The sequence below is a fragment of the Streptomyces sp. 71268 genome (assembly GCF_029392895.1).
Classification (GTDB): Bacteria; Actinomycetota; Actinomycetes; order Streptomycetales; family Streptomycetaceae; genus Streptomyces.
Genome location: NZ_CP114200.1, coordinates 1217370 through 1240329, shown reverse-complemented (window position 1 = coordinate 1240329; position 22960 = coordinate 1217370). Strand labels below are relative to the sequence as shown.

At 71.3% G+C, this 22960-nt stretch carries 21 protein-coding genes and 2 pseudogenes; 20 read left to right on the top strand and 3 right to left on the bottom strand.

From position 1 onward, the window contains the following. The first annotated feature begins 135 nt into the window (after positions 1 to 135). From OYE22_RS04700 to OYE22_RS04690, 3 genes are all read left to right on the top strand, one after another. Positions 136 to 1368, top strand: coding sequence for a site-2 protease family protein (locus tag OYE22_RS04700; protein WP_277319223.1), 1233 nt, complete (start codon positions 136 to 138; stop codon positions 1366 to 1368). A gap of 183 nt (positions 1369 to 1551) precedes the next feature. Beyond that, complete coding sequence (locus tag OYE22_RS04695; RefSeq protein ID WP_277319222.1) at positions 1552 to 2502, top strand: tRNA (adenine-N1)-methyltransferase; 951 nt, start codon at positions 1552 to 1554, stop codon at positions 2500 to 2502. Positions 2503 to 2739: 237 nt separating this feature from the next. Further along, positions 2740 to 3375 (top strand): hypothetical protein, encoded by a 636-nt coding sequence (locus OYE22_RS04690; RefSeq protein ID WP_348652183.1) that lies wholly within the window; start codon positions 2740 to 2742, stop codon positions 3373 to 3375. Between the two features lie 333 nt (positions 3376 to 3708). On the opposite strand, the gene OYE22_RS04685 is transcribed toward OYE22_RS04690, so the two are convergent. Then, positions 3709 to 4047 carry a ferredoxin gene (locus OYE22_RS04685; RefSeq protein ID WP_277319221.1) on the bottom strand — a complete coding sequence of 113 codons (339 nt, stop codon included), beginning with the start codon at positions 4045 to 4047 and terminating at the stop codon, positions 3709 to 3711. A gap of 240 nt (positions 4048 to 4287) precedes the next feature. Here OYE22_RS04685 and arc point away from each other — a divergent pair, with 240 nt between their 5' ends. The 6 genes and pseudogenes from arc (at position 4288) to OYE22_RS04655 (ending at position 11218) form a co-directional block, all read left to right on the top strand. Continuing rightward, on the top strand, positions 4288 to 6054 hold the full coding sequence (arc, locus tag OYE22_RS04680) for a proteasome ATPase (RefSeq protein WP_277319220.1): 1767 nt from the start codon (positions 4288 to 4290) through the stop codon (positions 6052 to 6054). 268 nt (positions 6055 to 6322) lie between these two features. Further along, positions 6323 to 7834 (top strand): depupylase/deamidase Dop, encoded by a 1512-nt coding sequence (gene dop, locus OYE22_RS04675; protein WP_348652182.1) that lies wholly within the window; start codon positions 6323 to 6325, stop codon positions 7832 to 7834. Positions 7835 to 7964: 130 nt separating this feature from the next. Further along, positions 7965 to 8183 (top strand): ubiquitin-like protein Pup, encoded by a 219-nt coding sequence (locus OYE22_RS04670; RefSeq protein WP_176164861.1) that lies wholly within the window; start codon positions 7965 to 7967, stop codon positions 8181 to 8183. Positions 8184 to 8425: 242 nt separating this feature from the next. Then, entirely contained in the window at positions 8426 to 9271 is an 846-nt protein-coding gene (gene prcB, locus OYE22_RS04665; protein WP_277319219.1) for a proteasome subunit beta, read from the top strand. A gap of 56 nt (positions 9272 to 9327) precedes the next feature. Further along, a complete protein-coding gene (gene prcA, locus OYE22_RS04660) occupies positions 9328 to 10209 on the top strand; it encodes a proteasome subunit alpha (RefSeq protein ID WP_277319218.1) in 882 nt (293 codons plus the stop codon). 137 nt (positions 10210 to 10346) lie between these two features. Next, a pseudogene (locus OYE22_RS04655) lies at positions 10347 to 11218 on the top strand (IS5 family transposase). A 15-nt stretch (positions 11219 to 11233) separates the two neighbouring features. Here OYE22_RS04655 and OYE22_RS04650 read toward each other — a convergent pair. Next, a pseudogene (locus OYE22_RS04650) lies at positions 11234 to 11527 on the bottom strand (rhodanese-like domain-containing protein); the annotation flags it as partial. A 26-nt stretch (positions 11528 to 11553) separates the two neighbouring features. Beyond that, on the bottom strand, positions 11554 to 12606 hold the full coding sequence (locus OYE22_RS04645) for a LacI family DNA-binding transcriptional regulator (RefSeq protein ID WP_277319217.1): 1053 nt from the start codon (positions 12604 to 12606) through the stop codon (positions 11554 to 11556). 489 nt (positions 12607 to 13095) lie between these two features. Between OYE22_RS04645 and OYE22_RS04640 the strand changes: the two genes are divergently transcribed. From OYE22_RS04640 to OYE22_RS04590, 11 genes are all read left to right on the top strand, one after another. Continuing rightward, positions 13096 to 14367 carry an MFS transporter gene (locus OYE22_RS04640; protein WP_277319216.1) on the top strand — a complete coding sequence of 424 codons (1272 nt, stop codon included), beginning with the start codon at positions 13096 to 13098 and terminating at the stop codon, positions 14365 to 14367. Between the two features lie 9 nt (positions 14368 to 14376). After that, the gene (gene pafA, locus OYE22_RS04635) at positions 14377 to 15738 is read left to right on the top strand and encodes a Pup--protein ligase (protein ID WP_187064369.1); all 1362 of its coding nucleotides are present in this window, start codon (positions 14377 to 14379) and stop codon (positions 15736 to 15738) included. A gap of 130 nt (positions 15739 to 15868) precedes the next feature. Beyond that, entirely contained in the window at positions 15869 to 16867 is a 999-nt protein-coding gene (locus OYE22_RS04630; protein WP_277319215.1) for an FKBP-type peptidyl-prolyl cis-trans isomerase, read from the top strand. A 40-nt stretch (positions 16868 to 16907) separates the two neighbouring features. Continuing rightward, on the top strand, positions 16908 to 17282 hold the full coding sequence (locus OYE22_RS04625) for an FKBP-type peptidyl-prolyl cis-trans isomerase (RefSeq protein WP_187064367.1): 375 nt from the start codon (positions 16908 to 16910) through the stop codon (positions 17280 to 17282). 191 nt (positions 17283 to 17473) lie between these two features. Continuing rightward, positions 17474 to 18469, top strand: a complete 996-nt coding sequence (locus OYE22_RS04620; protein ID WP_277319214.1) for a WYL domain-containing protein — start codon at positions 17474 to 17476, stop codon at positions 18467 to 18469. A 16-nt stretch (positions 18470 to 18485) separates the two neighbouring features. Next, positions 18486 to 19439 carry a WYL domain-containing protein gene (locus OYE22_RS04615; RefSeq protein WP_277319213.1) on the top strand — a complete coding sequence of 318 codons (954 nt, stop codon included), beginning with the start codon at positions 18486 to 18488 and terminating at the stop codon, positions 19437 to 19439. 278 nt (positions 19440 to 19717) lie between these two features. Next, a complete protein-coding gene (locus OYE22_RS04610; RefSeq protein ID WP_277319212.1) occupies positions 19718 to 19966 on the top strand; it encodes a hypothetical protein in 249 nt (82 codons plus the stop codon). Positions 19967 to 20149: 183 nt separating this feature from the next. Next, positions 20150 to 20353, top strand: a complete 204-nt coding sequence (locus OYE22_RS04605; protein ID WP_176164872.1) for a hypothetical protein — start codon at positions 20150 to 20152, stop codon at positions 20351 to 20353. A 242-nt stretch (positions 20354 to 20595) separates the two neighbouring features. Beyond that, positions 20596 to 20895, top strand: a complete 300-nt coding sequence (gene tatA, locus OYE22_RS04600) for a Sec-independent protein translocase subunit TatA (RefSeq protein ID WP_176164873.1) — start codon at positions 20596 to 20598, stop codon at positions 20893 to 20895. A gap of 63 nt (positions 20896 to 20958) precedes the next feature. Next, positions 20959 to 21930 carry a twin-arginine translocase subunit TatC gene (tatC, locus tag OYE22_RS04595; protein WP_277319211.1) on the top strand — a complete coding sequence of 324 codons (972 nt, stop codon included), beginning with the start codon at positions 20959 to 20961 and terminating at the stop codon, positions 21928 to 21930. 17 nt (positions 21931 to 21947) lie between these two features. Beyond that, positions 21948 to 22838: a diacylglycerol kinase gene (locus OYE22_RS04590; RefSeq protein WP_277319210.1), complete on the top strand. Its 891-nt coding sequence runs from the start codon at positions 21948 to 21950 to the stop codon at positions 22836 to 22838. The last annotated feature ends 122 nt before the right edge of the window (positions 22839 to 22960 follow it).

Below are 22960 nucleotides of genomic sequence, written 5' to 3'. Positions count from 1 at the left end.
CTCCAGAGGGTAAAGAGGGAGCCGAGGCCGAGCGAAGCGCAGGCAGACGCATACCATCGACGACAGAACGCCTCACGCCGCAGGCTCGTGAGACCGAGCGGGCGGCGCGAGGGACGTACATGACGAGAGGACACCGTGGACAACAGCGGGCAGCGGCGGTCCGGCGACGGGCCGGACCGCCCGACCGAGCCCGAGGACCGCAAACCTGAGCGGCCCAAGGAGGTCGGCGGCGGCTTCCTCATGGGCCGGCCCTTCGGCGTCCCGGTCTACGTCGCGCCGAGCTGGTTCCTGGTGGCCGCCCTGATCACCTGGGTGTTCGGCGGCCAGCTCGACCGCGTGCTGCCGGAGCTGGGCACCGCGCGCTACCTGGTCTCGCTCTTCTTCGCCATCGCCTTCTACGCCTCGGTACTCGTACACGAGCTGGCGCACACGGTGGCCGCGCTCCGCTTCAAACTTCCGGTGCGCCGCATCCAGTTGCAGTTCTTCGGTGGCGTCTCGGAGATCGAGAAGGAGTCCGAGACGCCGGGCCGGGAGTTCGTCCTGGCCTTCGTCGGCCCGCTGCTCTCGCTCGTGCTCGCCGGCGTCTTCTACCTCGGTATGCAGGTAGTGGAGCCCGGCACCGTGCCCGGCGTGCTGCTCGCCGGCCTGATGATCTCCAACCTGATCGTCGCCGCCTTCAACCTGCTGCCCGGCCTGCCGCTGGACGGCGGGCGCATGCTGCGGGCCGTGGTCTGGAAGCTCAGCGGCAAGCCCATGACCGGCACCGTCGCCGCCGCCTGGACCGGGCGCGCGCTCGCCGTCGCCGTGCTCATCGGACTGCCGCTGGTCACCCACGCGGGAGGCTTCGGCGACTCCGACGGCTTCGGCAGCGTGGACTCGCTCACCGACGCGCTGCTGGCCGCCATCCTCGCCGCGATCATCTGGACCGGCGCCGGCAACAGCCTGCGGATGGCCCGGCTCCGCGAGCGCCTGCCCGACCTGCGGGCCCGCACGCTCACCCGGCGCGCCGTCCCCGTCGCCGCCGACACCCCGCTCTCCGAGGCGCTGCGGCGCGCCAACGACGCCGGCGCCCGGGCCCTGGTCGTCGTCGACAACCACGGCGACCCGACCGCCGTCGTCCGAGAGGCGGCCATCGTCGGCATCCCCGAGCACCGCCGCCCCTGGGTCGCGGTCAGCGGCCTCGCGCAGGACCTCAAGGAGGGCATGCGCGTCTCGGCCGAGCTGACCGGCGAGCAACTGCTCGACACCCTGCGCGCCACCCCGGCCACCGAGTACCTGGTGGTCGAGGAGACCGGGGAGATCTACGGCGTGCTCTCCACGGTCGACGTGGAGCGCGCCTTCCTCGCCGCGATAGCCCGCCCCTCCTAGCCAGCCCCGGGCAGCCCCGGCGCCCGACCGCGATCCGGCCCGCCGGAATCAGCCGCTCCGGCCCGCTCCGGCCACACGACACGGCTCGCGGGCAGGGGGCGGACGCCCGCGGTGGCCACCGCGCGGAAGCCGCCGGTCCGCCGCGCGGTCGGTGCTCCGGCGACAGACCGGTAGGCTGGTCACATGTCCGAACCGACCGGTGCCGCCCGCCGTCGCGGGCCCTTCCAGGTCGGGGACCAGGTCCAGCTCACCGACCCCAAGGGACGCCACTACACCTTCACGCTCGAAGCCGGGAAGAGCTTCCACACCCACAAGGGTGCCTTCCCGCACGACGAGCTGATCGGTGCTCCCGAGGGCAGTGTTGTCCGTACCACCGGGAACGTCGCCTACCTCGCGCTGCGCCCCCTGCTCCCCGACTACGTCCTGTCCATGCCGCGCGGAGCCGCCGTGGTCTACCCCAAGGACGCGGGGCAGATCCTGGCGATGGCCGACATCTTCCCCGGCGCCCGGGTGGTGGAGGCGGGTGTCGGCTCCGGCTCGCTCAGCAGCTTCCTGCTGCGCGCCATCGGCGACCAGGGCATGCTGCACTCCTACGAGCGCCGCGCCGACTTCGCCGAGATCGCCACCCAGAACGTCGAGCGGTACTTCGGCGGCCCGCACCCCGCGTGGCAGCTGACCGTCGGTGACCTGCAGGACAACCTGTCGGACACCGACGTGGACCGGGTCGTCCTCGACATGCTCGCCCCGTGGGAGTGCCTGGAGGCCGTCTCCAAGGCCCTGGTGCCCGGCGGTATCCTGTGCGCGTACGTCGCCACCACGACCCAGCTCGCCCGCACCGTCGAGGCGATCAGGGAGCACGGGACCTTCAACGAGCCGTCGGCCTGGGAGACCATGGTCCGCACCTGGCACGTGGAGGGCCTGGCCGTGCGCCCCGACCATCGCATGATCGGGCACACCGGCTTCCTGCTCACCGCGCGCCGCCTGGCCGACGGCGTCGAGCCCCCGCTACGCCGCCGCCGACCGGCCAAGGGTGCCTACGGCGAGGACTACACCGGCCCCGGCCGCGGCCAGTCCGGCGGCGCCGCGAGCACGTCCGACAGCCCAGCCACCGAGCCCCCCGCCACCAGCGAGTAACAGCGGCCACGGGGCACTTCCGCACCACCGGCAACACCTACATCCCGCGCTCCACGCTCCACCGTGTGCGGCGCGAACCACCCGGCGCCGCCGACGACTTCCCGCCAGGGGAACCGTCGGCGGCGCCGCGTCGTTAGGTGAAGTGCGCCAGCCACCACCCCGCTGTTTCCGCGGGGTGTGACGTGTGGCACCATGCTGGCCACCCCCGACGCCACGACGCTCACAGGAGTTATCCGCGTGCAGCCCTCGGCAGGCTCTGCGTCCGCCCCCTCGTCCAGCGCCGCGCCCGGTGCGAGCCCCGATGCGGGCCTCCCGCACACGCGCACCCGGTGGGCGCACTGGATCGCCACCGCGCTCGCCCTCACCGCCGTGATCGGGGGTTCGGTAGCGCTCCAACCGTCGGACGCCACGGCGTCGCCCGACCGCGCCGCGCCCCCGCCCACCCGCGCGGCGTCCGCCCCGGACGCCCGCGCCGCCGCCTACCCGGTGGACTGCGGACGGGCCGCGGTGGACGTCGTCCAGCACGCGTCGGGCGACCTCGACGGCGACGGCCGACCCGAGACGGTGGCCGTGGTGCGCTGCCACTCGGAGCTGGGTACCCCGCCCAGCGGCATCTATGTGATAGCGCCCGCCAGCAACTCCGCGGGCAAGCACGGCGCGAAGCCGCGCGTGGTGAGCACGTTCCTCAAACCCACCGAGGGCATGAGCGTGCAGCGCCTCGCGCTCCGCGACGCCACGGTTTCGGCCACGTTGCTCGGCTACTCGTCGCAGCAGGTGCCGCGCTGCTGCCCGGACCTGGAGCGCGACGTCAACTGGCGTTGGCAGGGGGACAAGTTCGTCCTGAAGGCGATGCCGCTGCCGGGGAGCGTGTGAGGGCCTCGGCGCGATCGGTCCACGGCGGTTTCCGGCCACGCACGGCGCGTACCGGGCCCGGGCGGCTCGCCCACCCGAGCCCGCGAGGGCAGGCCGGACCGGCCTCCGGAGCAGTCGTGCCGTACGCCGCACGGCGACGGCCCGGCCGCTCGCCCAGCCGTTGGGCCACGGCCGGCCAGTCGCCGAGCCGCCAGCACCCCACACGCCGGGGACCCACGGCCCCAGTCCCCGCCGCGACCACCGCCTCGCCGTAACCCGCTACAGCCGCCCGCTGCATCCGCCCTGACCTGCGATGACGCGGCACACGGGGGACGGGTCCGGCCGGGCGGTCGCTCAGGCGGCGTCCGGCCCGTAGACCTCGACCTTGTCGGCGACCCGCCGCACGTGGATGCAGTCGCCCGGACACTCCTTCGCGGAGTCCCTGACGTCGGCGAGCAGCGGTAGCGGCACCGGGGCCGTGGCCCCGGGCGCCGAGAGCAGCTCGGCCTCCTCGCCGGCCGCCACGGGGGGCTTGACGTAGGCCAGGCCGTCGATGTCGAGCTCGAAGACCTCTGGCGCGTACTGCGCGCAGATACCGTCGCCGGTACACAGGTCCTGGTCGATCCACACCTCGAGAGCCTCGGATGCGGCGGCCGCCGTTTCGTTGCCGGAGACCTCGTTCTGCGCGGTCATTTCGCCTGCCGTTCCTGCGCGGGTGAACCAATTGAAGCCAGCCCTGACGGGTGTTGACCAACCCGACGATACAACCGCCCGCTTTCCGATGTTGTTGGGTGGGTATTCCCCTGGCGTGAGGACGTGCGCAAGGGTGAAGATCGGACACACCCCGAACGGTTTGTGATCTAGGGGTTTCAACCCGCACCGGCCCAGGTAGGGTCTGGAAGCGTCCAGCTCCCCTTGGAGGAGGTGAGGACCGTGGCAGCCCACGACGACGACATCAACCGCGGCATCCGGCCGGGGCGGGGGTCTGAGGACCCAGCCGGCCAGGTTGCCTATCTAGAGCAGGAAATCGCCGTCCTGCGCCGCAAGCTCGCCGACTCTCCGCGGCACACGAGGATTCTCGAAGAGCGGATCGTCGAGCTGCAGACCAACCTCGCAGGCGTGTCCGCGCAGAACGAACGGCTTGCCAATACCCTCCGTGAGGCACGCGATCAGATCGTGGCCCTCAAGGAGGAAGTCGACCGGCTGGCGCAGCCACCGGCGGGCTTCGGTGTGTATTTGCAGGCGAACGAGGACGGCACGGCGGACATCTTCACCGGTGGCCGAAAGCTCCGGGTCAATGTCAGCCCCAGCGTCGAACTCGACGAGCTCAGGCGTGGCCAGGAGGTCATGCTCAACGAGGCGCTCAACGTGGTCGAGGCCATGGAGTTCGAGCGCGCCGGGGACATCGTCACCCTCAAGGAGATCCTCGAGGACGGCGAGCGAGCCCTGGTGATCGGGCACACCGACGAGGAGCGCGTGGTGCGGCTGGCCGAGCCGCTGCTCGACGCGGTCATCCGCCCCGGTGACGCCCTGCTGCTTGAGCCGCGCTCCGGCTACGTGTACGAGGTCATCCCGAAGAGCGAGGTCGAGGAGCTCGTCCTCGAAGAGGTCCCGGACATCGACTACACCAAGATCGGCGGCCTGGGGAACCAGATCGAGCTGATCAGGGACGCGGTCGAGCTTCCATACCTGCACCCCGACCTCTTCAAGGAGCACGAACTCCGGCCGCCCAAGGGCGTCCTGCTGTACGGCCCGCCCGGCTGTGGCAAGACGCTGATCGCCAAGGCGGTGGCCAACTCCCTTGCCAAGAAGGTCGCCGAGGTGACCGGCAAGCCGGCGGGCAAGAGCTTCTTCCTGAACATCAAGGGCCCGGAGCTGCTCAACAAGTACGTCGGTGAGACCGAGCGGCACATCCGGCTCGTCTTCCAGCGGGCTCGTGAGAAGGCGAGCGAGGGCACGCCCGTCATCGTCTTCTTCGACGAGATGGACTCCCTCTTCCGCACCCGTGGCTCGGGCGTGAGCTCGGACGTGGAGAACACCATCGTCCCGCAGCTCCTGTCGGAGATCGACGGTGTGGAGGGCTTGGAGAACGTCATCGTCATCGGCGCCTCCAACCGCGAGGACATGATCGACCCGGCGATCCTGCGCCCCGGCCGCCTCGATGTGAAGATCAAGATCGAGCGTCCGGACGCGGAGGCGGCCAAGGACATCTTCTCGAAGTACCTCACGCCCACGCTTCCGGTGCACTCCGACGACCTGGCCGAACACGGCGGGTCGCGGCAGGCGGCGGTCAGCGGCATGATTCAGTCGGTCGTCGAGCAGATGTACGCCGAATCCGAGGAGAACCGCTTCCTCGAGGTCACCTACGCCAATGGTGACAAGGAAGTCCTGTACTTCAAGGACTTCAATTCGGGCGCGATGATCCAGAACATCGTCGACCGGGCCAAGAAAATGGCCATCAAGGCATTTCTCGACCACAACCAGAAGGGCCTTCGCGTCTCCCACCTGCTCGCCGCGTGCGTGGACGAGTTCAAGGAGAACGAGGACCTGCCGAACACCACGAATCCGGACGACTGGGCCCGGATTTCCGGAAAGAAGGGCGAGCGGATCGTCTTCATCCGTACGCTCGTCACCGGAAAGCAGGGGGCGGACACCGGCCGCTCCATCGACACGGTGGCGAACACCGGTCAGTACCTGTAGCGCCGCACTCCGGCTGCGGATGTCCTACTCCCCGCTTCGGGCGGGGAACCCTGGGGGCGTCCGCAGCCGGATGTTTTTCTCCGGCCGACGCGCGGACAACGACTGGAGCAATGACTGTAATGATCTCCCCACCACCGCTCAGCCGTTCTAGGCTCTGCGGTACCGCGGCGCCGCGAGGTGGGGGATCGGGGACCGCACACGCATCGGACGCGCAGCGGTACTTGAGCGCCGACCTCACCGGTGGGCGCCGCCGGGCAAGGAGGGCCGCATGACCGTACGGCGAGTAATGGGAATCGAGACGGAGTACGGGATCTCCGTCCCCGGCCACCCGAACGCCAATGCCATGCTCACCTCGTCCCAGATCGTCAACGCCTACGCGGCGGCGATGCACCGGGCGCGCCGCGCCCGCTGGGACTTCGAGGAGGAGAACCCGCTGCGGGACGCCCGTGGCTTCGACCTCGCCCGCGAGACCGCGGACGCCAGCCAGCTCACGGACGAGGACATCGGGCTGGCCAACGTCATCCTCACCAACGGGGCACGGCTGTACGTGGACCACGCGCACCCGGAGTACAGCGCGCCCGAGGTGACCAACCCCAGGGACGCCGTCCTGTGGGACAAGGCCGGCGAGCGGATCATGGCCGAGGCCGCCGAGCGCGCCGCGCAGCTGCCCGGTGGGCAGTCGATCCTGCTGTACAAGAACAACACGGACAACAAGGGCGCCTCCTACGGCACCCACGAGAACTACCTGATGAAGCGGGCGACGCCGTTCTCGGACATCGTTCGCCACCTCACACCCTTCTTCGTCTCGCGGCAGGTGATCACGGGCGCCGGCCGGGTCGGCATCGGGCAGGACGGCCACAACCACGGCTTCCAGCTCAGTCAGCGCGCGGACTACTTCGAGGTCGAGGTGGGCCTGGAGACGACGCTGAAGCGGCCCATCATCAACACCAGGGACGAGCCGCACGCGGACGCCGAGAAGTACCGCAGGCTGCACGTGATCATCGGCGACGCGAACCTGTCCGAGATCTCGACGTACCTCAAGCTGGGCACCACCTCGCTGGTGCTGGCCATGATCGAGGACGGCTTCATCGCCGTCGACCTCGCCGTCGACCAGCCGGTGCGTACCCTGCACCAGGTCTCCCACGACCCCACGCTGCGACGCCTTGTCACGTTGCGTAGCGGTCGCACGCTGACCGCCGTACAGCTCCAGATGGAGTACTTCGAGCTGGCCCACAAGTACGTGGAGGACCGCTACGGCGCCGACGCGGACGAGCAGACCAAGGACGTCCTGGCCCGCTGGGAGGACGTGCTCGGCCGCCTGGAGCGCGACCCGATGAGCCTGGCCGGCGAGCTGGACTGGGTCGCCAAGCGCGAACTCCTGGAGGGCTACCGGCGCCGCGACGGCCTGGAGTGGGACGCGGCCCGGCTGCACCTGGTGGACCTGCAGTACGCGGACGTACGCCCGGACAAGGGCCTGTACAACCGCCTGGTGGCGCGCGGCAAGATGTCCCGCATCCTGGCGGAGGACGAGGTCGAGCGGGCCGAGCGCAAGCCTCCTGAGGACACCAGGGCCTATTTCCGCGGGCGCTGCCTGGAACAGTACGCGGACGACGTCGCGGCGGCCTCCTGGGACTCGGTGATCTTCGACCTGCCCGGTCGCGACTCACTCCAGCGGGTGCCCACCCTGGAACCGCTGCGCGGCACCCGCGACCACGTCAAGGAACTCCTTGACCGCTGCCGCACGGCCGAGGACCTGGTCCGCGTGCTGTCGGGCGGCTGATCGCGTCTGAGAGGCGGGGCAGCAGGGAATCATCGAGGTGGTTCTCGAACGTTGTAGCAAGTACGGGCCCGATGTCGGGCCCGGCTTGTAGGGTCTGATCTTGTACGTCGAACCGAGCGGGGTGAGGGATATGGCGACCAAGGACACCGACGGTGGGCAGCAGCGAGCGACGCGTTCCAAGGAGGAGGTCGACGAGCAAGCCCAGGACGCACAGGCCGCTGAGGACCTGAAGGAGCGGCAGGAAAAGCTCTCCGACGACGTGGACTCCGTGCTGGACGAGATCGACGACGTCCTGGAGGAGAACGCCGAGGACTTCGTCCGTTCGTTCGTGCAAAAGGGCGGCCAGTAGGTCCGGCGCACGTGATCGACCCTCCCGCTGAGGGGGTCCTGGCCCGCTGCGCGGGCCGTGGTGGTGGCGGTCAGGCAGACGCTTCGGCGATCTGCCCGACCGTTTCCACCGCGCATGTGGATCAACGTCATGGGACGGGTAGGGTCCCGGGCGTACGGAGCTTCAACCGCGATGCGGCCAAGGGGACGTTGACGACTGGCTCGGACGTACCGCCGGGCCATCGCATATCTGGAAGGAAACTTGTGGAAGCCAACACTCGTATCACTGGGCGTCTACCTGCTGCCTTCCTGACGCCTGGCTCCTCGTCATTCATGGACTTCCTGGGCGACCACGCGCCGGAGCTGCTTCCGGGCAACCGGCCGCTGCCGGAGGTGCGCGGCGCCGTCGAGGCCCCGCACGGCACCACGATCGTGGCGGCGACTTTCGAGGGCGGCGTGGTGCTCGCCGGTGACCGCAGGGCCACCATGGGCAACCTCATCGCGCAGCGCGACATCGAGAAGGTCTTCCCGGCCGACGAGTACGCGGCGGTCGGCATCGCCGGCACGGCCGGCCTCGCGGTGGAGATGGTCAAGCTCTTCCAGTTGGAGCTGGAGCACTTCGAGAAGGTCGAGGGCGTGCAGCTCTCCCTCGAGGGCAAGGCGAACCGGCTCTCCACCATGATCCGTGGCAACCTCGGCATGGCCATGCAGGGCCTGGCCGTGGTGCCGCTGTTCACCGGCTGGGACGTCGAGCGCGGCAAGGGCCGCATCTTCTCGTACGACATCACCGGCGGGCGCTCGGAGGAGTACGGCTTCGCGGCCACCGGCTCGGGCTCGGTCTTCGCCCGGGGCGCGCTGAAGAAGCTCTACCGCGAGGACCTGACGGAAAATCAGGCGGCGACTGCCGTGGTGCAGGCGCTCTACGACGCGGCGGACGACGACTCCGCCACCGGCGGGCCCGACCTGGCCCGGCGGATCTACCCGATCGTCACCGTCATCACCGACGCGGGCTTCCGGCGGCTGACCGAGTCCGAGGTGTCCGAGATTGCGCGGGCCGTGCATGACGGGCGGCTCCAGCAGCCGGACGGCCCCCGGGCCGCGGTTCTCTGACGGACAGGGAAGATTCGCCCATGCACTCGCCACTGACAGAAAGGGACGGATAGCCGGTGTCGACGCCGTTCTATGTCTCACCCCAGCAGGCCATGGCCGACCGCGCCGAGTACGCCCGCAAGGGCATCGCGCGGGGTCGCAGCGTTGTCGTGCTCCAGTACACCGACGGCATCGTCTTCGTCGCCGAGAACCCGTCCCGCGCCCTGCACAAGGTCAGCGAGATCTACGACCGGATCGCCTTCGCGGCGGTCGGCAAGTACAACGAGTTCGAGAACCTGCGCATCGGCGGCGTGCGCTACGCCGACCTGCGCGGCTTCACCTACCACCGCGAGGACGTGACCGCCCGCGGCCTGGCCAACGTCTACGCGCAGACGCTGGGCACGATCTTCTCCAGCAACGCCGAGAAGCCGTACGAGGTCGAGCTGATCGTCGCCGAGGTGGGGGCCGCGCCCGAGGACGACCAGATCTACCGGCTGCCGCATGACGGTTCGATCGTGGACGAGCACGGCTCGGTCGCGGTCGGTGGCAACTCCGATCAGATCGGCAACTACCTCGATCAGCGCCACCGTGACGGCATGACCCTGGGCGAGGCGCTCAAGCTCGCCGTCGAGTCGCTGTCCCGGGACAACAACGGCGGCGAGCGCAGCCTGACCGCCGAGCAGTTGGAGGTCGCGGTCCTCGACCGGACCCGCCCCCAGCAGCGCAAGTTCAAGCGCATCCTCGGCAGCCAGCTCTCCCGGCTGCTGGAGGAGGACGCGCCGTCGACCGGTTCCGGTGCCGACGGGGACGGGGCGTCCGGCGACGCCCCCACGGAGGCCAGCGCGGACGCGTCCGAGGACGCGCCGGAGGCCAAGGAGGCGCCGGCGAAGCCGGCCGGCAAGGCCAAGGGCGCCCCGAAGGGCGACCCGGACGCGTCAGCGGAGGACGAGCAGAAGTAGCCCACCAAGGGCGAGCGCACACCGCGCATCACCGCGCCCCGGCACGTGGTCTGGTCCGCGTGCCGGGGCGCGGTGCGTGGCGCGTTCGCGCGAGCGGCGAACCGGCGCCCGCGCTGCGGTGTGCTAGGCAGTTTCGTTTGGATCAGTCAGTCGTTGGTCCGGGTGTGCCGTTGACTGATGCGCAGTGGGCGCGGATTGAGCCGTTGCTCCCCGACCGGACGCCGCAACGGGGTGGCCGTTGGCGGGACCATCGGGAGGTGATCGACGCGATCGCCTTCAAGTTCCAGACCGGTACCCAGTGGGTGCACCTGCCGGAGAAGTACGGCAACTGGCGGGGCGTCTACAACCGGCTGCGGATGTGGGCCGTCGACGGCACGTGGGAGCGGGTGTTCACCGCCCTGGTGGCCCAAGCCGACGCGGACGAAGACGTCAGCTGGGCCGTCTCGGTGGACTCCACGATCGTGCGGGCCCACCAGCATGCGGCCGGGGCCCGGAAAAAGGGGCCCCGGCCGGCGAGCCGGACGATCACGCCATCGGCCGGTCCCGCGGCGGACTGACCACGAAGATCCACCTCGCGGCCGACGGCCGGTGCCGGCCGCTGGTGTTCGTCCTCACCGCCGGACAGGCCGGAGATGCACCCGCCTTCACGGACGTCATGGCCCGCCTGCGCGTTCCCCGCCCTCTTGGACGGCCCCGCACCAGGCCGGACCTAGTCCTGGCCGACAAGGCGTACTCCTCCCGCGCGATCCGCAGTCACCTGCGCAGACGCGGCATCCGCGCGGTGATCCCGGAACGGGCCGACCAGCAGGCCAACCGGCGGCAGCGCGGACAGGCAGGCGGCAGACCTCCGGCCTTCGACCGCGAGGCGTACAGGCAGCGCAACACCGTCGAGCGGTGCATCAACCGCCTGAAGCAGTGGCGCGGCATCGCCACCCGCTACGAGAAGACCGCGACCATCTACCTCGCCGGACTCCACATCGCAGGCATCTTCCTCTGGTCCGCCCGCTGATCCAAACGAAACCGCCTAGCAGGCGCAGTGGGCCGAGCCGACCGGCGCCGTCAGCGGGTCGGCCGCGCGCCGGACGACGCCGTTCGGTCCCTGGACGGGGAAGCCCTCCCGGGTCCAGTACTCGATCCCGCCGATCATCTCCCGTACCCGGTAGCCGAGCCGCGCGAAGGCGAGCGCCGCCCGGGTCGCCCCGTCGCAGCCGGGCCCCCAGCAGTACGTGATGACCGGGACCGAGCGGTCCACCAGGTGCGCCGCGCGCTCGGCGATCTCGGCCGTCGGCAGGTGCAGCGCGCCGGGGACGCGCCCCTGCGCCCGCTGAGCCGCCGGGCGCGCGCTCACGCCGGCGTGGCGGGGCCCGGCGGGGGAGCGGCGGTCGAGGCGCGGGGGACGAGTTCGACCGGAAGCCGGGTCACGTCGGGGACGCCGCCGTCCAGGACGGCCAGCAGGGCGCGCATGCCCGCGGCCCCCACCTCCTCGGCCGGCAACCGCACCGTCGTCAGCTCCGGCTCGACGGCGGTCGCCAGCGACACGTCGTCGAAGCCGGTCACCGACACGTCCTGTGGCACGCGCAGGCCCAGCCGCCGCACCGCCTTGCACGCGCCCGCGGCCAGGACGTCGTCGTCGCAGATCAGCGCGGTGGGGCGGGTGCGGGGGTCGGCCAGCGCCCGGGTGGCGCCCGCCAGCCCGCCGGCGACGGAGAGCGGGGCGTACTCGGTGTGTAGGGACGTGCCGGGCACCGTACGCAGGGCCGTGGCCAGGGCCGCCGCGCGCACGTGGAAGGTCCAGGAGTCCACAGCGGCGGCCAGGTGCGCCACGCGGCGGTGCCCGAGGGCGAGCAGGTGGTCCACCAGCCGCCCCATGCCCGCCTCGATGTCGACGTTGACGGTCGCGGCGGCCCGGTCCCGGTCCGGGTTGCTGTCGAGCATCACCAGCGGCAGCCCGTCCCCGCGCAGCGCCGCGAGCGCGTCGGCCGCCATGGAGGAGGCGATCACCCCGTCGAGGGTGGCCTGCGCCGAGCCGAACGGGTCCCGGGCCGGGCCGATGCCCTCAGGTGAGGGGTAGAGCACGACGCCGACGCCGTGCGCGGCGGCGACCTCGGCGGCGCCGGAGTAGACGCGGGCGAAGAACTCGTTGCTGAGCGCCGGCACCACCAGCAGGGCCGTCCTGGTGCGGCCGAGCCGCAGGTGGCGGGCGGCGAGGTTGGGCCGGTAGCCCAGTTCCCGCGCGGCCTGCCGTACGGTCTCCGCGGTTCGGGGCGAGACCCGGCCCCGCCACTTGTCCCCGAGCACCAGGGAGACCGTGGCCTGTGAGACGCCCGCGACGCGGGCCACGTCCCGGCTGGTGGGGCGCCCCGAGACGGCCTGCGCGGTCGCCGGCCGCGCGCCCACCGCACGCGCGCCCTCCCGCGCCTCCCCGGCGCCGACCGCCGGAGGCGCCGGCGCGCGCGGGGCGCCAACAGGTCCCGAGGCAACCCCGGCCATCCCGGCGGCTTCGAAGGGGCTGGCCACCCCGGTCGCGCGCGCCGACCCGGGCGCTTCGGGCCGCTCGCGAGGTGCCGCCGCCCGCGTCGCGTCGCCCGCGCCGTCGCGCCGCGTGGGGCGCCCGGGGGCGCGTTCGGGGCCGGGGCCCGCCGTGTCTGTCACCGCTGTTCCGTCTCTCCGCCGTGCCGTGCCTGCCGAGCGAGCCCGTCCGGGACCGCCGCCGTCGCCGGGCCGCGTGGGGCGGCCGACCGTCTGCACCACGCCGGTCGCCGCCGGCCCGATGGCGTAACCGAGTAGACCCGCTGACAGCGGCCATGGTACGTATGACGACGCTTCGTTATACGTAACACTTGACGGCCCCGGGACGCCACGCGGCGCGGGGCGGAGGGAGAGGCCATGGCCACCGGCTACGGCGAGCTGCTGCGGACCAGGTACGCGGCGCGACTGCTCACCGGCACGCTCATCGGCCGGTTGCCCAACGCCACGGCGGCGCTGGCCATCGTGCTCTTCACCCGTTCGGAGGGCGGCAGTTACGCGCTGGCCGGGGCGCTGTCGGCGGTCTACGGCATCGGCACCGCCGTCGGACAGCCGCTGCTCGGCCGGGCCGTGGACCTGTACGGGCAACCCCGCGTCATGCTCCCGGCCGCCGTCGCCTCCGGGCTCGGCATGGTGCTCTTCGCCCTGGTCGGCCTCGATCCGCTGCCCGTCGCGTACGCGGCGATGGTGCTCGCCGGCGTCTGCACGCCGCCCCTGGAGGGCGGGCTGCGGGCGCTGTGGCCGCACGTGCTGCCGCGCCACGACCAGGTGCACGCCGCCTACGCGCTGGACGCCGTGGCCCAGGAGGTGATGTTCTCGGTCGGCCCGCTGCTGGTCACGCTGCTGGTCGCGGCCTGGTCGGAGGCGGCGGCGCTGCTGGTCATCAACGTGGTGGGGGTGCTCGGCGCCCTCTGTGTGGTCGCGTCCGAGCCGTCCCGCGCCTGGCGCTCAGCGCCACGCGAGGCGCACTGGCTCGGGGCCCTGCGGTCACCCGGAATCCTGGTCCTGATCGGCTCGTTCCTCTTCATCGGCCTGGCGCTCGGCTCGATCGCCGTGGCGGCCGTGGCGTACGCCGACGAGCACGGCGGCGGCATGGTCTCCAGCTACCTGCTCTCCGCGCTCGGCGTCGGCGCGCTGATCGGCGGCGTCTGCTACGGCGCCCGGACCTGGTCGGGGGAGCCGGAGCGGCGGCTGCGGCTGTTGGTCGCGGCGCTCGCGGTCGGGTACATGCCGCTGGTGCTGGTGCCCGGCGTGGTGGCCATGACCGTGCTGGCCGGGGTCGCCGGCGTCTTCCTGGCACCCGCCCTCGCCTGTGCCTTCGTCGTCGTGGACCGGCACGCGCCGCGCGGCACCGTCACCGAGGCGTTCTCCTGGCTGGTGACCACCTTCGGCGTCGGCGCGGCCGTCGGCACGGCCGCCGCGGGGCCGGCCGTCGAACTGGGCGGCGTGGTGGCCGGCTTCGCCGCGCCGGGTGCCGCGGGCCTCGCCGCGCTGCTGGTGCTGGTCGGTTGCCGACGCTTCCTGGCTGGTGACGCCGTACGGGCAAGTGCCCCAACGGGCGGTGACACGGGGGCGGAAAATGATCGAAACGGTGCCGTCGAACCCGGTTTCAGAGCGGGTCATCAGGCGTAATGTTCAGTCATGGACCGCCGCATTTTCGGGCTGGAGAACGAGTACGGCGTCACGTGCACGTTCAGGGGACAGCGCCGACTGTCGCCTGACGAAGTGGCGCGCTACCTCTTCCGCCGAGTCGTTTCCTGGGGCCGCAGCAGCAACGTCTTTCTGCGTAACGGCGCCCGCCTCTACCTTGACGTGGGCTCGCACCCGGAATACGCAACTCCCGAGTGCGACAACGTGACCGAGCTGGTCACCCATGACAAGGCCGGCGAGCGCATCTTGGAGGGCCTGCTCGTCGACGCGGAACGCCGCCTGCACGAGGAGGGAATCGCGGGCGACGTCTATCTGTTCAAGAACAACACCGATTCAGCGGGAAACTCCTACGGTTGTCACGAGAACTATCTCGTGGCCCGGCACGGCGAGTTCTCCCGGCTCGCCGACATTCTCATTCCCTTCCTCGTCACCCGGCAGTTGCTGTGCGGCGCCGGCAAGGTGCTGCAAACCCCGCGCGGGGCGGTGTACTGCGTCAGCCAGCGCGCCGAGCACATCTGGGAGGGCGTCAGTTCCGCCACCACCCGCTCGCGCCCGATCATCAACACCAGGGACGAGCCGCACGCCGACGCGGAGCGCTACCGCAGGCTGCACGTCATCGTCGGTGACTCCAACATGTCCGAGACGACCATGCTGCTCAAGGTCGGCGCGACCGATCTCGTGCTGCGCATGATCGAGGCGGGCACGGTCATGCGCGACCTGACCCTGGAGAACCCCATCCGGGCCATCCGCGAGGTCAGCCACGACATCACGGGCCAACGCAAGGTGCGGCTGGCCAGCGGGCGGGAGGCGTCCGCGCTCGAGGTCCAGCAGGAGTACTACGAGAAGGCCGTCGATTTCTGCGAGCGGCGCGGCATCAGGACCGGCACCGTCGAACGCGTACTGGAACTGTGGGGCCGCACGCTCGAGGCGGTGCGCACCGAGGATCTCGACCGCATCGCCACCGAGATCGACTGGGTGATGAAGTACAAGCTCATCGAGCGGTACCGGGCGAAGAACAACATCACCATGTCGCATCCGCGGGTTGCCCAGATAGACCTCGCCTACCACGACATTCACCGTCGCCGGGGCCTGTACTACCTCCTGGAGCGCAAGGGGCAGGCGGCCCGGGTCTGCAACGACGTGAAGATCTTCGAGGGCAAGTCGGTACCGCCGCAGACCACGCGGGCCAGGCTGCGTGGCGACTTCATTCGACGCGCTCAGGAACAGCGCCGCGACTTCACCGTCGACTGGGTGCACCTCAAGCTCAACGACCAGGCACAGCGCACCGTGCTGTGTAAGGACCCCTTCCGGTCGGTGGACGACCGAGTGGAGAAGCTCATCGCCGGAATGTGAGTCACCGCACCGTCAGCACGGCGCCTTCGGGCGCGTCACAGGGCCTCGCGCGTTCCTCGTGCGAGGCCCTGTGCACGTCGTAGAGTGGCGCGCATTGCCCACATCCAGTCTCGACTGAACGAGGAATTCCGTGCGCCGACGCTCCGTACTCCTCGCCGTACCCGCCGGCCTGCTCGCGCTCGCGGGCTGCGGTGACGACGAGAACAACAAGGACAAGGCCGACAAGGCCGACAAGGTCGATACGTCGAAGTCCCCCGCGGCGGAGCCGACCGGGAAGATCGTGGCGGGGCCGCTGCCCGACATCACCAAGGGCAAGGAGTTCGGCCAGAAGCCCACCATGGCCAAGGGGCCCGGCAATCCCTCGCCCGACCTCGCCGTGAAGACCCTGGTGCCCGGCCGGGGCGCGGCCGTCGCGACGGGCGACTTCCTGCAGGTGAACTACCTCGGCCAGAAGTGGCAGGACGGCAAGGTCTTCGACAACTCCTACGACCGGGACAAGCTCGCCGTCTTCCCGATCGGGGTCGGCAAGGTCATCCCCGGCTGGGACCAGGGCCTGGTCGGCAAGAAGGTGAACAGCCGGGTCCAGCTCGCGATTCCGCCGGCCCTCGGCTACGGCTCCGAGGGCAACCCCCAGGCGGGCATCAAGGGCGACGACACCCTGGTGTTCGTCGTCGACATCGTCGGCTCCTACAACACCAAGAGCTCGGCGCAGGGCAAGGAGGTCAAGCAGACCGACAAGGCCCTGCCCGTCGTGGGGGTCAAGACGGACGGCGAGCCGCCCACCATCGAGGTGCCGAAGGGCAAGGCCCCCACCAAGGTCGTCTCGAACTACATCCTGGAAGGCGACGGCCCCGAGCTGAAGAAGACGGACGCCGTCATGGTCCAGTACAAGGGCGTCCTGTGGGACGGCGGCAAGGAGTTCGACTCCAGCTACGCCAGCAAGCAGCTCGCCCAGTTCTCGCTCCAGCAGGTCGTCCCCGGCTGGACCGAGGGGCTCGAGGGCAAGAAGACGGGCAGCCGCGTGCTGATCGTGGTGCCGCCGGACAAGGGCTACGGCAAGGAGAAGAAGGACGGCATCCCGCCGAACTCCACGCTGGTCTTCTCCGTCGACATCCTGGCCGTTCTGTAAGACTGTCCCGGTTGCCCACCCGTAAGCGAGGAGTTTTTTCGTGAGCATCGACAAGCCTGAGATCGACTTCCCGGGCGGCGAGCCGCCGGCCGACCTTGAGATCAAGGACATCTGGGAAGGCGACGGCGCTGTCGCACAGGCCGGGAACACCGTGAAGGTGCACTACGTCGGAGTGGCCTTCAGCACCGGCGAGGAGTTCGACGCGAGCTGGAACCGCGGCACCCCGCTCTCCTTCCAGCTCGGCGCCGGCCAGGTCATCCCCGGCTGGGACCAGGGCGTGCAGGGCATGAAGGTGGGTGGCCGGCGTCAGCTCACCATCCCGCCGCACCTGGCCTACGGCGACACCGGCGCCGGCGGCGGTCGCATCGCCCCCGGCGAGACGCTGATCTTCGTCTGCGACCTGGTCGCCGTCTGAGCCACCCCGGCGCACGGCGCGACCGCCCCCGCGCGGCCCGCTGAGCCGAGCGTACGGTCGCCGCGCGCGGCCACCGAGGGCCCGTGGCCCGAGCACCCCGCTCGGACCACGGGCCCTCGGCTTTTACCCGCGCGAGCGGGAGCGGTACGGTCACCGTCGTAGGAGAGCTGCACTTCGAGAAGAGGGCGTCGATGGCCATTGCCAAGGCCGAGCGGTTGATGAACCTGGCCTTGTGTCTGCTCGAAACCCGGCGCCCGCTCACCAAGCGGGAGTTGAGGTCGTCCATCGAGGCGTACCTGGAGGCCGACGCCACCGGTAGCGACGAGGCCGTCAACCGGATGTTCGAGCGGGACAAGGACGACCTCCGCGAGCTGGGGCTGGTCATCGAGACGGTCGACGGCATCGACGGCGAGCTGGGCTACCTGGCCCGGCGCGACAGCAACCGGCTGCCGCCCATCACCCTCGACCCGGAGGAGGCCGCGGCGCTCGGCCTGGCCGCCAAGGTCTGGCAGCAGGCCCGGCTCGCGGGCGCGGCCAGCGGCGCGCTGCAGAAGCTGCGGGCCGCGGGGATGCCGCTGGCCGACGAGCCGTACGCGAGCGAGCCGCACAGCGCCCTCGAACCGCGCATCCCGACCCACGAGGCGGCCTTCGAACCGCTGATGCTGGCCTGCCGCGACCGCCGCCCGGTGGTCTTCGACTACCGCAAGTCCAACGCCGCGCGCCCGGAGCGGCGCACCGTCGAGCCGTGGATCCTCGAATGCTGGCGCGGCCACTGGTACCTGGCCGGCTGGGACCGGGACCGCGCGGCCGAGCGCGTCTTCCGGCTCTCGCGCATCACCGGCCGGGTCCGCTCGCGGGCCGGCGCCTTCACGGCCGAGGTGCCCGACCACGTGACGGTCCGGGAGACGGTGGAGACCTGGGCCGGCGAGACCGCCACCAGCACCGCCCGGATCAGGCTGCGCGCCGGCCACGGCTACCCGCTGCGGGCCAAGGCGATCAGCATCCGGCCGGTGGCCGGGGAGGGCGCGGCCGACGGCGAGCCGGCCGGCTGGGACGAGCTGGAGATTCCGTACGGGCACGGGTTGGACGCCTGGCTGGTGGAGTTCGGACCCGACGTCGTGGTCCTGGAACCGGCCGAGTTGCGGGCCGACGTGGTGGAGCGGCTGCGCGCCGTGGCCAACGGCTGAGAGGGGCGGACCGACCATGGCTACCAACGCCATCGACCAGACCCGGCGGATGCTGTCGCTGGTGACGTACCTGCGCGAGCGCCCCGGCGCGCGCGTCAGCGACGTCGCCCGGGCCTTCGGCATCTCCGAGGACGAGCTGATCGCCGACCTGGACGTGTTGCCGATGTGCGGCACCAGCTTCCGGGGCGGCGACCTGCTGGACATAGACACCGACGGCGACCGCATCTGGTGGCACAACCCGAACAGCGCCGACACCGAGCCGCTGCGGCTGGCCGCCGACGAGGCCACCGCGCTGCTGGTGGCGGCCCGGGCGGTGGCGACCCTGCCGGGGCTGCGCGAGGGCGACCGGCAGGCGCTGCTGCGCGCGACGGCGAAGCTGGAGGCGGCGGCAGGCGAGGCGGCCGGCGCCAGCTCCCGGCTCTCGGTCATCTTCGAGTCCGAGGGCGGCGTCTTCGCCGACGTGGACCGGGCCATCGCCGAGCGCCGGCGGCTGTGGCTGCGCTACTACTCGCCCGCCCGGGACGAACTCACCGAGCGCGAGGTCGACCCGATCCGGCTGTTCGCCGTCGGCCACACCTACGTCGAGGCGTGGTGCCGGCTCTCCGAGGCCCGGCGCACCTTCCGGCTCGACCGGGTGGCCGAGATCAAGCTGTTGGACGAGGTCTCCGACCCGCCGCCGATCGAACTGCGCGACCTGTCCGAGGGGTTGGTGCAGCCGGCGGCCGAGGACCCGGAGGTGGTGGTCGAGGTGGGCCCCGGCGGACGCTGGGTCGCCGAGTACTACCCGCACGACAGCGCCGAGGAGCTGCCCGACGGCGGCCTGCGCATCACCCTGCGCACCCCCGACCCCGGCTCGCTGCGCCGGCTCGGGCTGCGGCTGGGCAAGGACGGCCGGATCACGACCCCGCTGGAACTCGCGCACAGCGCGCGCGACGCGGCGCGCGAGGCACTGGCCGCCTACGGTGAGTGATCGCTCGGTTGCGTGACGGGGCGCACGCCGGCGCTCAGGGGACCGACGTTTGGGGCGTACGGGCGGAAGCGGAACGCGGTGGATGCGCACCGGGGCCCGGCCGTGATCGGATGGGCGCCGCGCGGGCGAGCGTGACCGGGCGCGTGCGGGGGCTGGCGGTCGGTGAGCGGATCGCGGGCCACCGGTGTCGAGCGCGACCGGGCGCGGTCGAGAGCGGCGGGCCGCGCGCGGTCGGTGCGCGCGCGGTGGAGTGGACGTACGGCGAGCGGAGGGCACAGATGACGGCGCGGGCGACGCGGCGAGCCACCCCAGTGATCTTCAAGGCCGGGTGCCCGCAGTGCCGGGGCAGTTTCGAGCTGGCGGCCGATGCCCTGCGGTTGGTGGTCGGCGGCACCAGTCGCACCACCTTCTACTCCTTCACCTGCCCGGACTGCGGCACCGCGGTCCGCAAGCCGGCGGGCGAGCGGATCGTGGAGTTGCTCACCGGCGGCGGTGTCAGCACGCTGCGGCTGCACTCCGCGGTGTAGCGCCGCGCCGGCGCGGCCACGCCGTCGCGGAGCGGGCCCCGGTCGGGACGGGCCCCGGTCGGGGCGGGCGGCGTGGCGGGGGCGGTGCCGTGACCCGGGTCACCTTCGGGGGGCGCGAGGGGAGTTCGGTGGGGTCGGCGGGCGGTTGCCTGGCCGGGCGGGGTGAACGGTAGGTTGCCTTCCATGCTCTGGCCCATGCTTGCTATCGCCCTCGCGTTCTGCGGTCTCGCCGTTCTCGCCGTCCTCGCGGCGCGGGTGTACCGGGAGGTGCGGCGGCTGGCGCGGCAGGTGGGGGAGAGCTCGGACCGGATCGCGCGGGCGTCGCAGGACCTGGAACGCGCCACCGGCCCGCTCGCCGCTCAGGTGGACGGACTGCGCCGGCGCTGAACCCCGTCCGGCCCCCCTTCCGCGTTCTCGCAGTTCAGGCGCTCTGCTCTGGGGAACAAACGAACGGTACGCTGAGGGGCGCGGCCCTGGTATCGAGGCCCGGGGACGCAATCGGGAGTACGCCCGGGGATTGCCACCCGTTTACCCCGCCGCGTTACGATCGCTGCCACAACGGCTGCCGGACTCCCGCGTCCGACCGGTCGGACAGCCACCCCAGCCGCCTCGGTGAGAAGGTAAATCTTATGTTCGGTGGAAAGATCGGTGCCCCCGAGATCATCCTCATTCTTGTCGTCGTCATTCTGCTCTTTGGCGCGAAGAAGCTTCCGGACATGGCGCGTTCGCTCGGCAAGTCCGCGCGCATCCTCAAGAGCGAGGCCAAGGCGATGAAGTCGGAGGGCAAGCAGCCCGCCCCGGCCGAGCCGGCGCACCCCGAGGACACCGCCGATCAGGCCGGTGGGCACCGCACCATCCAGGCGGCGCCGGGCGACGTGAGCAGCTCCCGCCCGGTGAACGAGCCGAGCGACCACACGACAAAGCGCTAGATCCAGGGCCGACTGAGGCGACGGCCGACGGCCGTCGTCTGCCGCACGAGATGAGGACGTGGGTTGCTCAAGCCTGCCCGCAAGAAGGAGAAGGACCCCGAGGGGCGGATGCCCCTCGCGGAGCACCTGCGTGAGTTGCGCAACAGGCTCCTCAAGGCGGTCCTGGCGATCTGTCTGGTGACGGCCGTCGCGCTGTTCTATTACAAGGACATCGTCGACTTCCTGATGAAGCCGGTTTTGGACTCGGTCGGTTGTGGCGGGCTTTCCGTCTCCGATCTGGAGGCCGCCAAGGACGGCGACCAGAAGTGCGCTTACTTCACCGTGAACGGCCTTTTGTCGCCGTTCACGATCATGCTCAAGGTCTCCTTCATGACCGGCCTGGTGCTGGCCACGCCGATCTGGCTGTACCAGCTCTGGGCGTTTCTCGCGCCCGGCCTGCACAAGCAGGAGAAGAAGTACTCGATGGCCTTCGTGGCCGCCGGCGTGCCGCTCTTCGTGGGCGGCGGCTTCTTCGCGTACGCGATCCTGCCCACGACCGCCGAGGTGCTGCTTGACTTCACCCCGGACGGCGCGGACAACCTGTTGCCGTTGGACGACTTCATCGACCTGCTGACCCGCATGGTCGTCGTCTTCGGCCTCGCCTTCGAGCTGCCGCTGGTCCTGGTGCTGCTCAACTTCGGTGGCGTGGTCACCGGGCGCCGGATGCTCGGCTGGTGGCGCGGCATGATCATGGGCATCACCGTGTTCGGAGCGCTGGCGACGCCGAGCACTGACCCGGTGGGCATGTTCGCCCTCGCGGGGCCCGTCACACTGCTGTACTTCATCGCGGTGGGCGTCTCGCTCATCAACGACCGGCGCAAGGCCAAGCAGCGGGCCAACGATCCCGACTTCGGCGTCGATGACGACGAAGCGTCGCAGAGCCACGTCCCCGAGGCGGTCGACGACGCGGAGACGGTCTCGGCCGGCGGCCCGACGGGCGACGAGCGCGGCGGCACGGACTCGGGCCGGCGCAGCGGCTACGACGACTTCACCTGAGCCGGTAGATTCCGTGCGTGACCAGCGACATCACTCTCTTCGTCAATCCAACGGCGGGCCGCGGCCGTGGCGCGCGGGCCGCGCAGCCGGCCGCGCGGGTGCTCCGCGACGCGGGGTTCCGCGTGCGGACGGTGCTGGGCGCCGACGCCGCTGACGCGCTGAGCCGGGCCCGCGCGGCGGTCGCGGGCGGCACGGGGGCGCTGGTGGCGGTCGGCGGCGACGGCATGATCTCGCTGGCGCTCCGGGCGGTGGCCGGCACCGGCACCCCGCTGGGCGTGGTGGCGGTGGGGACCGGAAACGACTTCGCGCAGGCCACCGGGTTGCCGGTGCGCGATGCCGGCGCCGCGGCCCGCCTGATCGCGGCCTCGCTCAAGTCCGACGGTGGGCGGCCGGTGGACGTGGGGCTGGTCGGCGAGACGTACTTCGGCACCGTCCTCGCCTCCGGCTTCGACTCCCGGGTCAACGACCGTGGCAACCGGATGCGCTGGCCGAGCGGCCGCTTCCGGTACGACCTGGCGATGGTCGCGGAACTGGCCGGACTGCGGACCTTCCCGTACCGGCTGCGGCTTGACGACGGGCCCGAGCGGGAGATCGAGGCGACGCTGATCGCGGTCGGCAACGGGACCTCGTACGGCGGCGGGATGCGGATATGCGACGGCGCCCGGCTGGACGACGGGCTCTTCGACATCACGGTCGTCGGGCCGTGCACCCGTGGGACGCTGCTGCGGGTCTTCCCGCGGGTCTACCGGGGCACGCATCTCAGCCACCCGACGGTGACCACGTACCGCGCGGCGAAGGTCTCGCTGGCGGCGCCCGGGCTCACCGGCTACGCCGACGGGGAGCCGCTGGGGCCGCTGCCGCTGACGGCCGTGAGCGTGCCGGGCGCCGTGCGGCTGCTGGGCGGCTGACTCCGGCGCCCTCGGGCGGGAGCGGGCCGGAGGGGGCGGCGGCGCTGTGGCCTGGTCGGTCGCGTCCCAGGTGCTGGTAAAGATCGAGTGCGTTGTCAGAGGTGGCCGGTAGGCTCGTACGT